The 14,107-nt window shown below is 37.5% G+C and carries 16 protein-coding genes; 15 read left to right on the top strand and 1 reads right to left on the bottom strand.

The window, feature by feature from the left end:
• Nucleotides 1-98: 98 nt before the first annotated feature.
• Together ED2_RS12700 and ED2_RS12695 are read left to right on the top strand one after the other, a co-directional pair.
• Complete coding sequence (locus ED2_RS12700) at nucleotides 99-464, top strand: DUF488 domain-containing protein (RefSeq protein WP_005875980.1); 366 nt, start codon at nucleotides 99-101, stop codon at nucleotides 462-464.
• Nucleotides 461-2,275, top strand: coding sequence for an FAD/NAD(P)-binding protein (locus ED2_RS12695; RefSeq protein WP_016176444.1), 1,815 nt, complete (start codon nucleotides 461-463; stop codon nucleotides 2,273-2,275). The genes ED2_RS12700 and ED2_RS12695 overlap by 4 nt, the downstream gene beginning before the upstream one ends.
• Before the next feature lie 66 nt (nucleotides 2,276-2,341).
• On the opposite strand, the gene ED2_RS15160 is transcribed toward ED2_RS12695, so the two are convergent.
• Nucleotides 2,342-2,509, bottom strand: coding sequence for a DUF3042 family protein (locus ED2_RS15160; protein WP_002288457.1), 168 nt, complete (start codon nucleotides 2,507-2,509; stop codon nucleotides 2,342-2,344).
• Between the two features lie 379 nt (nucleotides 2,510-2,888).
• Between ED2_RS15160 and galE the strand changes: the two genes are divergently transcribed.
• The 13 genes from galE to ED2_RS12635 all read left to right on the top strand — a co-directional run bounded on the left by galE (nucleotide 2,889) and on the right by ED2_RS12635 (nucleotide 13,883).
• Nucleotides 2,889-3,878: a UDP-glucose 4-epimerase GalE gene (gene galE / locus ED2_RS12690; RefSeq protein WP_005875976.1), complete on the top strand. Its 990-nt coding sequence runs from the start codon at nucleotides 2,889-2,891 to the stop codon at nucleotides 3,876-3,878.
• Nucleotides 3,879-3,885: 7 nt separating this feature from the next.
• Complete coding sequence (galT, locus tag ED2_RS12685) at nucleotides 3,886-5,370, top strand: UDP-glucose--hexose-1-phosphate uridylyltransferase (protein ID WP_005875973.1); 1,485 nt, start codon at nucleotides 3,886-3,888, stop codon at nucleotides 5,368-5,370.
• A 35-nt stretch (nucleotides 5,371-5,405) separates the two neighbouring features.
• Nucleotides 5,406-6,395 carry a LacI family DNA-binding transcriptional regulator gene (locus ED2_RS12680; RefSeq protein ID WP_016176445.1) on the top strand — a complete coding sequence of 330 codons (990 nt, stop codon included), beginning with the start codon at nucleotides 5,406-5,408 and terminating at the stop codon, nucleotides 6,393-6,395.
• Between the two features lie 140 nt (nucleotides 6,396-6,535).
• Nucleotides 6,536-7,258 carry a tRNA (adenosine(37)-N6)-threonylcarbamoyltransferase complex dimerization subunit type 1 TsaB gene (gene tsaB / locus ED2_RS12675; RefSeq protein WP_005875969.1) on the top strand — a complete coding sequence of 241 codons (723 nt, stop codon included), beginning with the start codon at nucleotides 6,536-6,538 and terminating at the stop codon, nucleotides 7,256-7,258.
• Entirely contained in the window at nucleotides 7,242-7,784 is a 543-nt protein-coding gene (rimI, locus tag ED2_RS12670; protein WP_005875967.1) for a ribosomal protein S18-alanine N-acetyltransferase, read from the top strand. The genes tsaB and rimI (ED2_RS12670) overlap by 17 nt, the downstream gene beginning before the upstream one ends.
• A 5-nt stretch (nucleotides 7,785-7,789) precedes the next feature.
• Nucleotides 7,790-8,257, top strand: a complete 468-nt coding sequence (rimI, locus tag ED2_RS12665; protein ID WP_025479857.1) for a ribosomal protein S18-alanine N-acetyltransferase — start codon at nucleotides 7,790-7,792, stop codon at nucleotides 8,255-8,257.
• Nucleotides 8,254-9,267: a tRNA (adenosine(37)-N6)-threonylcarbamoyltransferase complex transferase subunit TsaD gene (gene tsaD / locus ED2_RS12660; RefSeq protein ID WP_005875963.1), complete on the top strand. Its 1,014-nt coding sequence runs from the start codon at nucleotides 8,254-8,256 to the stop codon at nucleotides 9,265-9,267. Before rimI (ED2_RS12665) ends, tsaD begins: the two co-directional genes overlap by 4 nt.
• An 835-nt stretch (nucleotides 9,268-10,102) precedes the next feature.
• A complete protein-coding gene (locus tag ED2_RS12655; protein ID WP_016176446.1) occupies nucleotides 10,103-10,684 on the top strand; it encodes a hypothetical protein in 582 nt (193 codons plus the stop codon).
• Between the two features lie 31 nt (nucleotides 10,685-10,715).
• A complete protein-coding gene (locus ED2_RS12650; RefSeq protein ID WP_016176447.1) occupies nucleotides 10,716-11,360 on the top strand; it encodes a class D sortase in 645 nt (214 codons plus the stop codon).
• A gap of 273 nt (nucleotides 11,361-11,633) precedes the next feature.
• Nucleotides 11,634-12,389, top strand: coding sequence for a hypothetical protein (locus ED2_RS12645; RefSeq protein ID WP_231373180.1), 756 nt, complete (start codon nucleotides 11,634-11,636; stop codon nucleotides 12,387-12,389).
• Between the two features lie 20 nt (nucleotides 12,390-12,409).
• A complete protein-coding gene (locus tag ED2_RS16140) occupies nucleotides 12,410-12,658 on the top strand; it encodes a Wzz/FepE/Etk N-terminal domain-containing protein (RefSeq protein WP_016176449.1) in 249 nt (82 codons plus the stop codon).
• A gap of 33 nt (nucleotides 12,659-12,691) precedes the next feature.
• Nucleotides 12,692-13,267 (top strand): YveK family protein, encoded by a 576-nt coding sequence (locus tag ED2_RS12640; RefSeq protein ID WP_227644978.1) that lies wholly within the window; start codon nucleotides 12,692-12,694, stop codon nucleotides 13,265-13,267.
• A complete protein-coding gene (locus ED2_RS12635; RefSeq protein ID WP_025481319.1) occupies nucleotides 13,197-13,883 on the top strand; it encodes a CpsD/CapB family tyrosine-protein kinase in 687 nt (228 codons plus the stop codon). Before ED2_RS12640 ends, ED2_RS12635 begins: the two co-directional genes overlap by 71 nt.
• Nucleotides 13,884-14,107 lie beyond the last annotated feature (224 nt).

Genomic DNA, 14,107 nt, shown 5'->3' with positions numbered 1-14,107 from the left:
ACTTTTTCTTTATGATCAGTTTTTGTAGGATTGGACAAAATCGACTATGATTTGAATCATTTATGCTATGATCGAAATAGAAGAGGAATGTGGAGTCAATGATTAAATTAAAGAGAATTTATCAAGAAAGAGAAGAAAATGATGGGGTTCGGGTTTTAGTTGATCGCATATGGCCTCGAGGAATATCGAAAGAAAAAGCACATCTTGATTTGTGGCTCAAAGAAGTTGCACCGAGTACAGAATTAAGAAAGTTTTTTGGACATGATCCAAAGCATTTTGCAGAATTTTCTAAACGATATAGCGAGGAATTGACAAAAGAGGAAGAAAAACGGATAGCAATCACCCAGTTAAAGTTGCTTCTTGAAACTTATCCGGTAGTGACGCTAGTCTATGGCGCAAAGGATGAAAAACAAAATCAAGCGGTCGTATTGAAAGAATATCTTGAGAGGAGTATCGGTGGATGAAAATTGGCATTGTAGGCGGTGGACCAAGAGGATTGAGCATGGCTGAACGATTGTTGTGCAATGGGGCAAATGAGCAAGCACTTGAACTTATTCTATTTGATCCAGTAGGACCGGGCGGCAGAGTCTGGCGACTTGATCAACCTTCTGAATTACTAATGAATTCTGTATCTCAACAAGTGACACTTTTCACTGATGAAACGTTATCAAGCGGAGGAGTTATTTCCCCTGGTCCCAATCTTTATCAATGGAGTAAGACAAACGCAGTTGACTTCATTGAACAGCAAAATATACCAATGAAAGCTGAGTTTATCAAGGAATCAAGGGAGTTAAAAAAGGATGAACAATGTTCCCGCTGCTTTTACGGACTCTATCAGCACTGGTTTTATACACAATTAAATGAAGCATACCCCAAAAATCTGACTTTGGTCAAAGGGCTAGTTACTGAAATCCAAAAAAAAGAGCAGCAGTATCAACTGGAGACGGACAAACAAGTATTTATGGTAGATCAATTGGTTTTGGCTACAGGACATTGGGAAAATGAACTGACTGGGGAAGAGAAGAAACTTTATGATCACGCAATGAAAGAGAACTTATTCTATCAGCCCCCTGCAAATCCGGCAGACGTTCCTGTTCAATCGATCCCATCAAAAGAAAATGTCATTTTGAAAGGATTAGGATTAAGTTTTTTCGACTACGTAGGGCTGTTCACAATTGGCCGTGGCGGTTATTTTGAAGATAAAGGGGAAAAATTGATTTATCATCCTTCTGGGTTGGAACCAGTTGTCTATTGCGGTTCGAGAAAAGGACTTCCTTATTTTCCTCGGGGAATGAACCAAAAACAGGGAGGTGCTATGGCTTTACCAAGATTGATCACGAGAGAAAATCTGTCAAAACTGTATCATTCGAAGAAATTGACAGGAACCTTATTTTTTGAATTATTGAAAAAGGATACAGAATTGTTTTATTACAAAAAAATCATTGAAGAATATCAGTTAGAGATTTCAAGTGCCGTATTTGAGCAAGACTTTCTTTCTGATAAAGAAGAGCTGTGGCAACAAAAGTACCCTGAGCTAATGTCTTATCACTGGTCGTGGGATTTCTTTGCTGACCCATTGAGTTCTAGTCAAGATTTTATACCAGCAAGCAGACAGTTTATTGCATATCAGATCAATGAAGCTTTAAAGGGAAATTGTACAGGTGCGATTGCGTCGACATTCGATGCATTGAAAGATTGGCGTGATCCGATACGGCAAGCGATCGAATGGGAAATTTTTACAGTAAAGGAATATGAAGAATTGTTATGGGGTTGGTTCACTCGTCTGAATGCGTTTCTTACGATTGGCCCACCAGCAATTCGAACAAGAGAACTAGCTGCTCTGATTGATGCCGGGATTTTTCATTTGGTCGAGCCCCCTATTGATATCCGTATGTCAGAAGGTTGTTTTTCTGTAGATTATAAAGGTGTAACGGTCAAAAGTAGGTTTTTGATTGAAGCACGTGTACCTAAAAATGACCTCCTTTACACAGAAAACCCAGCTTTAAAGAGTCTAAGAAATAATCAGCTTATTCGTTCGTATACTTATCAAGACCAGAAAAAACAGTACCATACAAATGCAGTTGATGTCATTCGAGGAACAAACCAAGTTGTGAACCAAAAAGGAAAGATAGAGGAGACGGTTTATTGTATCGGTATCCCAGTTGAAGGCGTAGATTGGTTGACGGCTGCCGTTTCAAGACCTTACACTGATCCTTGGAATTTAAGACAAATCGACCGAATCGCACAACATATATTGCAGAGTAAAAGGATATAAAAAAAAGACCTAAAAGTACGACTCTTTTAAGAAAGGGCGTCTCTTAGGTCTTTTCTTAAAGCAAAATTAGCGAGAAACACGTTTACGCATTGCTTTTTTTCGATTTTCTTCGATCATTGCTTCCTTCTCATCGATTGGATCAATGACTGTTTTTTTGACTGAAGCGACTAAACCAGCAACTGCAGCAGCTGTTGCCAGACTACCTACTAAAATACCTGATACAAATTTTTTCATCTCAAACACCTCGTTTATTAGTTGTTACCTCTATTATGGAACAAAATGGAAAAAAAGACCAGTCTGAGGTCTAAAAACTGAAAACCTTTGCAATTAATGGTTGAAAAAATTTACTAAATGTTTTATTATAAATTTACTAAATAAAAAGAAAGCATTTTACAAGAGGCTGGGACAGAAGTGTTTAACTCCGACAAATAAGAAAAATTAACGAAAATTGCTTTTCAAATTTTTGTGGATTTCGGCTTTTTTAAGAAGGAGTTGCTTCTGCTCCCACCGTTTATTCGTTTTTGAAGAATGAGACAAAAGTGTTTCTTACTTTTGTCCCACGCTCTTCAAGAAGTAAATGTTTGATTAAAAAGAAGGAAAAAGGAGTGGTCATATGTCAATTTTAGTTTTAGGTGGTGCAGGTTATATCGGTTCCCATGCTGTGGATCAATTAATCAATAAAGGCTATGAAGTAATCGTGGTGGATAATTTATTGACTGGTCACAAAGCAGCAGTCCATCCAGATGCACGTTTTTATGAAGGTGATATTCGAGACAAAACTTTTTTGAAATCTGTTTTTGAAAAAGAAACGATTGAAGGAGTTCTTCATTTTGCTGCTAGTTCATTAGTAGGTGAGTCAGTCGAAAAACCGTTAAAATATTTCAACAACAATGTCTATGGTATGCAAGTGTTATTGGAAGTCATGCATGAATTTGATGTCAAAAATATCGTATTCTCTTCGACTGCTGCAACCTATGGCGAGCCGAAAGAATTCCCGATTACAGAAAGTACCCCAACGAATCCTAAAAATCCTTATGGTGAAAGCAAACTGATGATGGAAAAAATGATGAAGTGGTGTGATAATGCCTATGGAATGCGGTATGTCGCTTTACGCTACTTCAATGTGGCTGGTGCTAAATCGGATGCCTCTATAGGAGAAGATCATACACCAGAAACCCATTTAGTTCCAATCATCTTGCAAGTAGCGTTAGGCCAACGTGAAGCATTAGCTATTTATGGGGATGACTATGATACACCAGATGGGACATGCGTCAGAGATTATGTACAAGTAGAAGATCTGATTGCCGCACACATCTTAGCTTTAGAATATCTAAAAGCCGGTAACGAAAGCAACTTCTTCAATCTAGGAAGTAATCAAGGCTATTCAGTGCAAGAGATGCTTGAAGCAGCTCGAGAAGTGACAGGAAAAGAAATTCCAGCAAAAATTGCTCCTCGACGAGCAGGCGACCCAAGTCGATTAGTCGCTTCAAGTGCGAAAGCACAAGCGATTTTAGGTTGGCAGCCGAAATTTACAGACGTGAAAGAAATTATTAAAACTGCTTGGGATTGGCATGTCAGCCATCCTAATGGTTACGAGGAGTAGAGGAAAGATGACAATCAGTCAAACGATTTGCGATTTTACTACGTTAGCGATCGAAGCGGGTGGATGGATGGAGATGGACCGGATCTATCTACAAAATAGGATCAACGGCATGATCGGCGAAGAGGCAATGGATGTGTACCAAGTCCGTTCCGTCAATGAGGGTTCAGTGGATTTATTGGATCGTTTAGTCGAGCAAGCACAAAAAAATGGAATAGTTTCTGACTTAACAGCGGAAAAAGAAATTTTCGAAGCACAACTGATGGACTTTTTGACTCCTCCACCTTCTGTAGTCAATGCATTTTTTGCGCAACATTATGCCAACGACCCTGAAGAGGCAACGAACTATTTCTTTGATTTGAGCAAGCGAAATGACTACATCAAGACCCGAGCTATCGCAAAAAATATCCAATATACCTACCCATCAGATTATGGCGAGCTGGAAATCACGATCAATTTATCGAAACCTGAGAAAGATCCCAAACAAATTGCAGCTGAAAGACAAGCTGCGAAAGTTGATTACCCTAAATGTATGCTGTGTATGGAAAACGAAGGATACAAGGGGCGCTTGAATTATCCAGCGCGGACGAATCATCGGATCATTCGTATGAACTTGGATGGCGAAAGTTGGGGATTTCAATACTCACCTTATGCTTACTACAATGAGCATTCGATCATTCTTTCAGAAGAACATCGGCCAATGAGAATTACGAAGGAGGCTTTCGCTCGTTTACTGAAGATTACCGAAGTCTTGCCACACTATTTTGTTGGTTCAAACGCTGATTTACCGATCGTAGGGGGATCGATCTTATCTCACGATCACTATCAAGCAGGGCGTCATGAATTTCCAATGGCAAAAGCGCCAATAGAAAAATTGATCAAATTATCTGATTATCCGCAAGTAATTGCTGGAATCGTCAAGTGGCCGATGTCTGTGATCCGTTTACAAGCGACAGATCGACATGTATTAGTCGAAGCGGCTACAAGCGTGTTGGGAAAATGGAAGAACTATTCTGATCCAGCAGTAGAAGTCAATGCATTTTCTCCAGATGGAACACCACACCATACGATTACACCGATAGCTAGAAAACGGGATAACTATTATGAACTTGATTTAGTGTTACGTGACAATAATACGTCAGAAGAACATCCAGAAGGGATCTTCCATCCACATCGGGATATCCAACATATCAAGAAAGAAAACATTGGCTTAATCGAAGTCATGGGGCTAGCAGTTTTACCGCCACGCTTAAAACCAGAATTAGCAGAGGTTAAAAATTATCTATTAGGAAAAGACCATCATATTGCGGATTATCATGTGGAATGGGCGGATCAGCTCAAAGCTGAACACCCAGAATTGACTGAGAAATCAGTGGACAATATCGTCTTTGAAGCAGTAGGAAAAGTTTTTGCACGTGTATTAGAAGACGCGGGTGTTTTCAAACGTGATGAAGAAGGACAAGCTGCTTTTGAACGCTTTACTGCAGGGTTATAAGAAAATGGATGGAAAACGGAGAGGAGGGAGAGACAGTGGCAACAATTAAAGATATTGCTCGGTTGGCAGGTGTTTCTCCTGCTACCGTTTCGAGAGTTCTTAACTATGATAGCGAGCTGTCAGTTGCTTTAGAGACAAAGAAAAAAATTTTTGAGGTCGCAGAAAGTTTGAATTATACGAAGCATCTTAGAAATGGTTCTGCAAGCAAACAAACTGTGCGTCTGATCCAATGGTACAATGATCAGGAAGAATTAGAAGATCTGTATTATCTTGCGATCCGTCTGGGGATTGAAAAGAAAGCGGAAGAGTTGAATATTGCGCTACTAAAAGAAACGTGGGATTCGGTAAGTGAGAAGCCAGCAGATGGAACAATTGCTTTAGGTAAGTTCGATACACATCAATTAGTGGAATTGAAAAAATCACAAGCGAACCTTCTCTTAGTTGATTCAGATGGGACCAATCACGGTATCAATTCTTTGATCGTTGATTTCTCTTCAAGTATTAAAAAGATCATTGATTATTTCAAAAATCAAGGGGTAAGAGAGATCACGATGCTTGCTGGCAAAGAGTATACAAAAAAGAGCCGCCAAAGAGTCAGTGATCCGAGGAGCAGTGCATTCAAACAGCTTATCGCTGCAGAGGGATTGCAGGGGACAATTATCGAAGCAGATTTTTCCGTAGAATCCGGGTACCAAGTGATGAAGGGACATTTAGAAAATCATCAGAAAGTTCCAACTGCGCTGTTTGCGGCAAATGATGCATTAGCTATCGGTGCATTAAAAGCTATTACGGAAAAAAATTATAGAGTTCCACAAGATATTTCGCTGATCGGTTTTAATGATGTCAGTGTAGCAAAATATGTTTCTCCGCCACTTTCAACGGTGAAGGTCTATACAGAATGGATGGGAGAGCTTGCAGTTGAAACACTGGTTCAAGGGATGAATGAAAAATCTCCTGTTTCAAGAAAGATAATTGTCGGAACGGATCTCATCTTGCGAGGATCAACGAACCCAATCAGTAAGTAATAGAATAAGTATAAATAAGGAAAAGAGTTGTGTATTTGTTACAACTTTTTTTCTTTTTTTGCTGAAATTCTTTTTTCTTTTCTTTGCTAGAAGTATGCTACAATATAAAACGACAGTAGTAAGTAGAAAGGAATAAATAAATGATTACATTAGGAATAGATACAGCCAATCAAACTTTAGCAGTTGGAGTGATCGATGATAATCACATTTTGGGTCAGGTACAAATCAATGTAAAAAAGAATCATAGTATCAGCTTGATGCCAACTATCGATCAATTGTTTTCAGCAATCCAATTGACACCCGATGCAGTTGATCGAATCGTTGTTTCGGCAGGACCTGGCTCCTACACAGGATTGCGGATCGGTGTGACTACAGCTAAGACATTAGCATATACATTAAAGAAAGAATTAGTCGGTGTATCAAGTTTGAAGGCTATTGCAACAAATTGTAGCGGAATTGAAGGGCTTATCGTGCCTATTTTCGACGCAAGAAGAAAAAATGTCTATAGTGCAATCTATCGTCAAAAGAATGGGGATCTTGAAACAGTGTTAGCAGATACACATATCTCGCTAGCAGAGCTGTTTGACCATTTAAAAGGATCGAATGAATCTATTTTGTTTGTCGGGGAAGACTGCCAAAAGTTCTCTGCAGAGATTGCTGAAAACTTACCAGAAGCAACAATCAATCGCCTTGCGGAATGGAACATACCTAATGGAGCGACTATAGCTAAAATGGGTGCCGCTGATGATCCTGTTGAAGATATCCAAAACTTTTTACCGCGCTACTTAAAGAAAGTGGAAGCAGAAGAAAAATGGTTAGAGACTCATAGTCCCGGAGAAGAAAGTTATGTTGAAAAAATTTAAAGCATATGCCAGAAGTTTGTTCTACGAAAAAAAGAGTTTCTCAACGAAAACTGTAGAAATAAAAGGACAAGCCTATCAGTTCAAAGAATTGAATCCGAATGATGTGAAAGATTTATTAGCGGTTGAACGTGCTGTATATGACGGAGAGCTGCCTTGGACAAAAAGTGCTTTTTTATCAGAAATGAAATCGCCTTTTTTAAATCTATATCTGGGAGTGTTTCAGGGAAACGAACTTATAGGCTTTATTGGTGCAAGAATCTTTGGGTTTGATTGCCATATCACGAATATTGCTGTTATCCCAACTTATCAACGAAAAAATCTTGGAACGAAACTGATTGACGAAATAGAAGATTTTGCTATAATGAATCGCTGTGAGACTCTTTCTTTAGAAGTCAGGATCAGTAATCAGGATGCGCAAAGACTCTATCGAAAATTAGGGTTCCAATCACGTAAAGTAAGAAAAGGCTACTATACTCAAACGAACGAAGACGCTTTAGACATGGTAAAATTTTTAGAAAATGAGTGAAACTAGTGATTTATAAAAAAAATAAGTTTAAACCAGAAGAGTTGGCGGAATGTTTATGGACCCTTTGCGAAGAAGCTTATGAATATGGGTCGCCTTGGACGAAGAGTCAGTTTTTAGCAGATATCCTTCAGCCGCATACTGATTATTGTATATTAGTCGAACATTCGACAATTCAAGGGTTTCTAAGTTATTCTAACGTAATGGATGAGACGGAAATCACAAATATCGCAGTGGCAAAAGCGATGCAACATAGAGGTTGTGCGCGAACTCTGTTAAGATTTTTATTGGCTGAAGAGAAAAAAGCGGGCACGTATACAGTCTTTTTAGAAGTAAGACTATCCAATACACCCGCCCGAAAACTTTATGAATCAGAGAAGTTTCGGATGTTAGGTAAACGAAAATCTTATTACCACAATCCGGTAGAAGATGCGATTATTATGAGTACAAAGTTAAAAACGGAGACGATAAAATGAATGAAGAATTGATTCTCGCAGTTGAATCAAGTTGTGATGAAACGAGCGTAGCGATCGTAAGGAACGGAAACGAGATCTTATCGAATATTGTTGCCTCACAAATAAACAGCCATAAGCGGTTTGGCGGTGTCGTACCTGAAGTTGCAAGCCGTCATCATGTAGAACAGATCACTTTATGTATTGAAGAAGCAATGACAGAAGCGAAAGTCACAGTTGAAGAGTTAAGTGCTGTAGCAGTTACGTATGGACCAGGTCTAGTCGGTTCATTATTGATTGGAATTTCTGCTGCTAAGGCATTTGCTTGGGCAAATCATTTGCCGTTGATCCCTGTCAACCATATGGCAGGTCATATCTATGCTGCTCGGTTCGAAAAACCATTTAAATTTCCATTACTTGCGTTACTAGTCAGTGGTGGACATACAGAACTAGTTTACATGCAAGAAGATGGCGACTACGAAATCATTGGAGAAACGAGAGATGATGCAGCTGGTGAAGCGTATGATAAAGTAGGTCGTGTCTTAGGCTTGAGTTATCCAAGCGGCAAGGAAATCGATCAACTAGCCCACCAAGGTCAAGATGCGTATCACTTTCCACGAGCAATGATCCATGAAAATAACTATGATTTCAGTTTTAGTGGGTTAAAAAGCGCATTTATCAATCTTGTGCACAATGCAGAACAACGTGGTGAAAAACTTGATAAAAATGATTTAGCTGCCAGTTTTCAGGCAAGTGTGATCGACGTTTTGGTAAACAAAACGATTCGAGCCTGTCAAGAGTACCCTGTGAAGCAACTAATCGTCGCTGGAGGAGTAGCCGCTAATCAGGGATTACGAGAAACACTTGAACAAACGCTAACTGAAACCTTACCAGAGATAGAATTATGTATCCCACCATTAAGACTTTGTGGGGATAATGCAGCAATGATCGGAGCAGCTGCACATGTCGAATTACAAAAGAAACATTTTGCAGACTATCGATTGAATGCAGACCCTAGTTTGATATTGAATTAAAACGTATCTATCAAGGCTTTGCCGCTCCCACCGTTTATGCGTTTTTAAAGAACGTGGAACAAAAGTGTTTCTTACTTTTGTTCCACGTTCTTTTTTTTAAAATTTCCGAAAAACCTGACTTGTTTATTCGAGAGTCTGTAGCGAAACTGATTTTTAGATTTTTCCCACATACTTTTTTATATTCTACTTCATTCAACGAGCATGATTTCTATAAGGGGTTTTGTGATGGTTGATCCGTCACGTTTTTCAGGCCATTTACAACCAACGTGCTCATGATCTAGTTCTCTTTGAGAGGGTCAAGGAAATAGTTAGTCAAAATATTTTTATCACGATGGAATAAGGTGCGCTTAGTACTCATATAAATAATTAGGTTTTTAGAAAAATCGAAGAAGTAATAAAATCAAAAAAATGGGAATAAAAATTTCTTGATATGGAAATTTTTGTTCGAATAATTTCTGATCGATACGTACATAAAATATAAATAACAGATAAACTAAGGATAAGATAAGTTTTAGTCTTTTATGAGATTCTTTCGCTTTTTTTATATAAATAATACGATTATTTTTCCGTTTTTTAAAGTAATTGTTGTTATTTTTATAATACTTGATAATATTTGTATTGTGATTTATTAAAAAGAGTTGGAATTCATTTTCTATTTTTATTTTTTGTGTGTATAGCTATTTTATTGCGTTTGTTATTTTTGAATTCGTTATTTACCCAATTGTCTTAAAGAAAGGTATATGCTAATATAAAATTGTAGAGATGCTTATATATGTTATTTTTTTATTTCGGGGGTATAAGCCTTTCAAATTTAAAAAAAGGAGGTCCAATCAAAATGAAAAACGTTGGAAAGTATGTATTAGTAGTGTTACTAAGTTTCTTTTTTACGAGTTCTGTAGCTGCTGCTGGGGCTATTTCGGTAAAAGAGCAATTGATTTTGGATGAATTAACTCAGAAACTTGAAGTCCAAGGAAATGAATTTCAAGTTCCAGAAACATACATCACACAAACAGAAAATTATTTAAAGCAAAATGATTTAGCGGAATCGCAAACACTGGTTGTGATCAATAATATTCGGCAAGCAAAATCGTTGATCAAAAATTTAGATATCGACTTGTCTAATGTTCATTCTTTGGATGAATTAATTAAGCGCATTCCGAGAGATTCTGTTGTAGAACTTCAGCGACTTATCACAGAATCAGCAGACGTGTTGGGGTTGGTTGTTCTAAGTTGGAATGAGGGACATGTCGAATTAGGCACTCAAAATCCAGACGGTACGACTTCAGCTGTTTTTAGTTCGGAGCAGCCAATCAAACAAACGGGCGCAGTACATATATCTAGTTTTCTTGCAATTAGCTTATTGCTATTGACCGCAACAGGAGCGCTCATAATCGGTAAGAAAGTGAAACTTGCATAGAAAACAAAAAAAATTAAAAAGAATCGGGGGGATGATAGCGATCCCAATCCTTTTCTTGCTGTGTGGCTACTCTCTCGTATATATCGTAGGGCGACCTGTCATCCATTTTACTTCGTCTTCGTTACAACTATTTCTTCTGTCTGAGCTTCCAAAATTTGAAAAAAATGAGCAGACATTGCCTGAATTAGACAAGCAAACGATCGAAACCAATGAACAAACAATTTTTTCCAGTCAAATTGTTTATCCTCGAGCTGGTTATCGATATGGAAGAGTAGTAGCAGACTCGGTAAGTCTGGATGCGCCTTTGTATTACGGAGATTCAGCTGAAATACTACGTCAAGGTGCTGGACAATATATGGGTTCGGTCTATCCAGGCGAATTTGGGACTACTCTAGTTGCAGGGCATAATGCAGATGAATTTGGTAAATTGGTCGCAATAAAAAAAAGTGATGTGATTCAAATAAAAGCAAGTTATGGCGATTATAGTTATCAGATTTATAAAATAGTCGTGCTTGATAAAAATGCTGAAGAAATCAAATTATTACTGACACAAAAAGAGCAACCTAAATTGATCCTTTATACTTGCTATCCCATCGATAGTATTGGGCTGACAGATCAACGACTATTCGTTTTTGCTGATCTTATAAAAGGTCCATTGATTCAAGAACATCAATGATTATCTGGGTAAAAATATCTCAATTTTAGGTATGCTTTTTCTCAAGTTAGATTAGAGCGTAAGGAGGAGTCGCCGAAGTTAATTATTACATAGATCATCTAAACGTTTTGGAAATTGTATTTCGTTATTCAAAATATTTAGAATAAAAGTGGATAATTTATTTTTGGAAAAATAGAAAATGAGCAAAAAAAATGGCGAAAAGTAGCAAGAATGATCGTAGCGTTTCTCTGCTCTCTTAGTGTGTATTTTGCGTGTACTTTGACAATTATTAGAATGACATTATGTAATCCACTATTTATGGAAAATACTGTTGCATCGTCAAATTATGTTGAAATAGTAACGGCTGAGATCAATCATACGATAAGTGACCTTGGAAGAGGAAGCAATATCCCAGAAAACGTATTGAGTAGTGTAGTAACAGAAAAACAGGTCGAAGAGAACATCATGAGCTATATTCATAGTTTGTATTCAGATTCAGCTTTTCAAATAAAAGGATCAAGCGTAGTGCAACAAACAGTGAAAGAAAAAATTGTGGATTATGCAAAAAATAAGAATTATCCACTTGATGGACCAGTCCAATTAACGGTAGAGACACTACAAACAGCAGCTGTGACTGCTGTACAACAAGCAATTGAAATGCGTTCGCTCAATATATATGGGAAGAAATTGCTTGCTTATAAAAAAATGATTGATTTATTCATTGTGTTTTCTTTGACGGTATCTTTCAGTTTGTTTGCGTTCATCCTTTCTCTGAATAGACGTTTTTGGCATCGAGTATTACGTTATTTAGCATACATTCTTTGTAGTTCAAGTTTAATGTTAGTGACACTTCCGCTTATTTTATATGTAAACCAAATCGTTGAAAGAATAGGGATTTCTTCGAAAACGCTTTATCTTTTTTTTACGACATATGTGAATCATTTTATTTTGATGTTCATCAAATGGGGAGGAGTTGTATTATTCATTAGTATCATTTGCTTTTGGGGGAGTGAATATACCAGACGAAAAACAATAACTAGTAAAAATTAAGTAGAAAAGGTGGCGAAAGAATGGAAGAAATGGTCAGCTTGGGAGAAATGTTCATCTTATTGAAGAAGCGATTATTGCTGATCATCCTGACTACAGTAGTAGGATTGGCAGGGGCATTGGCAGTCACTCATTTTTTTATTACACCTAAATTCAGTGCATCAACTGAATTGATCGTTCAATCAAAAAATAATAGTACGGTTGTGAATCTTCAATCAGATGTAAATGCGAATGTACTGTTGATTAATACATATAAAGATATGATTTTATGAGATGTCGTCCTCAATGCAGTAAATGAAAAATTATTGTCTGAGAGAACTTACCAAGCGACAAAAAGTGAACTGACGAAGATGATAAATGTCATCCAGTCAGCGGATTCTCAGATGTTTCAAATAAAGGTAACGACTGATGACCCGGAAAAATCAGCTGCTATTTCCAATATTCTTGCAACGATCTTCAAAGAAAAAGCAACAGAAGTTTTGGATGTGAGTAGAGTAACAGTCACCTCACAGGCACAAAGTAATGCGATGCCAGTTTCGCCTAATAAAAAATTAAACATGGTTATTGGAGGTTTGTTTGGTCTAGCATTAGGGATAGGAATTGTATTTTTACTGGAAATTCTTGATAAAACAGTCAAAGATGAACGTTTTATTACAGAAACACTTGCACTTCCTATTTTGGGTACAGTCAACGAAATGAATAGTAAAGAACTTGATAAAGGACGAGCTGTTCAGGTAACAAATAAAACAACAGAAAATAAAGAAATAAAGAGAGTCGAATACAACAAAATCAAGTCTAAGGAGCATTTGGATGAAAAAGAAAAACATGATTATGCCTGTTTCGCTGATCAGCGTAGCAGATCAAACGGCTACGATTCCTGAGCAATACCGAGCGATACGCTCAAATATCCAATTTACTTCAATTGATCAAGAGTTGAAAACATTGGTAGTTACTTCATCAGGTCCAGGTGAAGGGAAGTCGACAACCTCAGCAAATCTAGCGGTAGTTTTTGCGAATAGTGGAAAGAAAGTCTTACTAGTAGATGCGGATTTAAGAAAACCTAGTGTTGCTTTAACATTTCATTTGTCAAATATTAATGGATTAACTAATTTATTAGGCTCCAAAGAAAAGGATATTCAGGAATGTATTGTTGAAACGATGATCGACAATTTATGGGTGATGACAAGTGGACCTAAACCACCAAATCCTTCAGAAATGTTGGATTCTAAACGCATGATGGATATCATTGCGGAGCTAAAAAAGCAATATGACTTGATTATTTTTGATACGCCACCTGTAGCCTCGGTAACTGATGCCCAAATATTATCAGCCAAAACAGATGGAGTAGTGCTAGTCGTTCGTGAGCGAAAAAGGATCAAAAAAGATCTACTGAAAGCAAAAAAACTTTTAGCCATTGCAAAAGCCAATATATTAGGTATCGTTTATAACGGTGTGAAGAAAAGCAGTGAATACGATTATTACTATTATCATCGATGAACGGAGGATAAAATGGTCGATTTACAGAACTTCTGAACGAGAAAGCCCACGGTTTTAATCGTGAAATGATAGTGAAGTAGATATGAAGGTTCTCTAATACATAGATTAGCTTCTGTATTCGAACGATAGGCATCATTCCCATTATTGTAAACTCTGAGTGGAATCGATCAATCCGAGAAAATCCAAATTACCTACTTCCTTATCTGAATATGGGATGTTTAGCA

It is taken from the genome of Enterococcus durans NBRC 100479 = LMG 10746, assembly GCF_001544215.1.
Lineage (GTDB): Bacteria > Bacillota > Bacilli > Lactobacillales > Enterococcaceae > Enterococcus_B > Enterococcus_B durans.
The sequence above is the reverse complement of the archived record's forward strand: the minus strand, read 5'-3'. Positions and strand labels throughout refer to the sequence as shown.

Bases quoted from the DNA above. Each gene is read 5' to 3' on its own strand.
- ED2_RS12700 (WP_005875980.1), top strand. From the start codon at position 99: ATGATTAAATTAAAGAGAATTTATCAAGAAAGAGAAGAAAATGATGGG.
- ED2_RS12695 (WP_016176444.1), top strand. From the start codon at position 461: ATGAAAATTGGCATTGTAGGCGGTGGACCAAGAGGATTGAGCATGGCT.
- ED2_RS15160 (WP_002288457.1), bottom strand. From the start codon at position 2,509: ATGAAAAAATTTGTATCAGGTATTTTAGTAGGTAGTCTGGCAACAGCT.
- galE (WP_005875976.1), top strand. From the start codon at position 2,889: ATGTCAATTTTAGTTTTAGGTGGTGCAGGTTATATCGGTTCCCATGCT.
- galT (WP_005875973.1), top strand. From the start codon at position 3,886: ATGACAATCAGTCAAACGATTTGCGATTTTACTACGTTAGCGATCGAA.
- tsaB (WP_005875969.1), top strand. From the start codon at position 6,536: ATGATTACATTAGGAATAGATACAGCCAATCAAACTTTAGCAGTTGGA.
- rimI (WP_005875967.1), top strand. From the start codon at position 7,242: ATGTTGAAAAAATTTAAAGCATATGCCAGAAGTTTGTTCTACGAAAAA.
- tsaD (WP_005875963.1), top strand. From the start codon at position 8,254: ATGAATGAAGAATTGATTCTCGCAGTTGAATCAAGTTGTGATGAAACG.
- ED2_RS12655 (WP_016176446.1), top strand. From the start codon at position 10,103: ATGAAAAACGTTGGAAAGTATGTATTAGTAGTGTTACTAAGTTTCTTT.
- ED2_RS12650 (WP_016176447.1), top strand. From the start codon at position 10,716: ATGATAGCGATCCCAATCCTTTTCTTGCTGTGTGGCTACTCTCTCGTA.
- ED2_RS12645 (WP_231373180.1), top strand. From the start codon at position 11,634: ATGACATTATGTAATCCACTATTTATGGAAAATACTGTTGCATCGTCA.
- ED2_RS16140 (WP_016176449.1), top strand. From the start codon at position 12,410: ATGGAAGAAATGGTCAGCTTGGGAGAAATGTTCATCTTATTGAAGAAG.
- ED2_RS12635 (WP_025481319.1), top strand. From the start codon at position 13,197: ATGAAAAAGAAAAACATGATTATGCCTGTTTCGCTGATCAGCGTAGCA.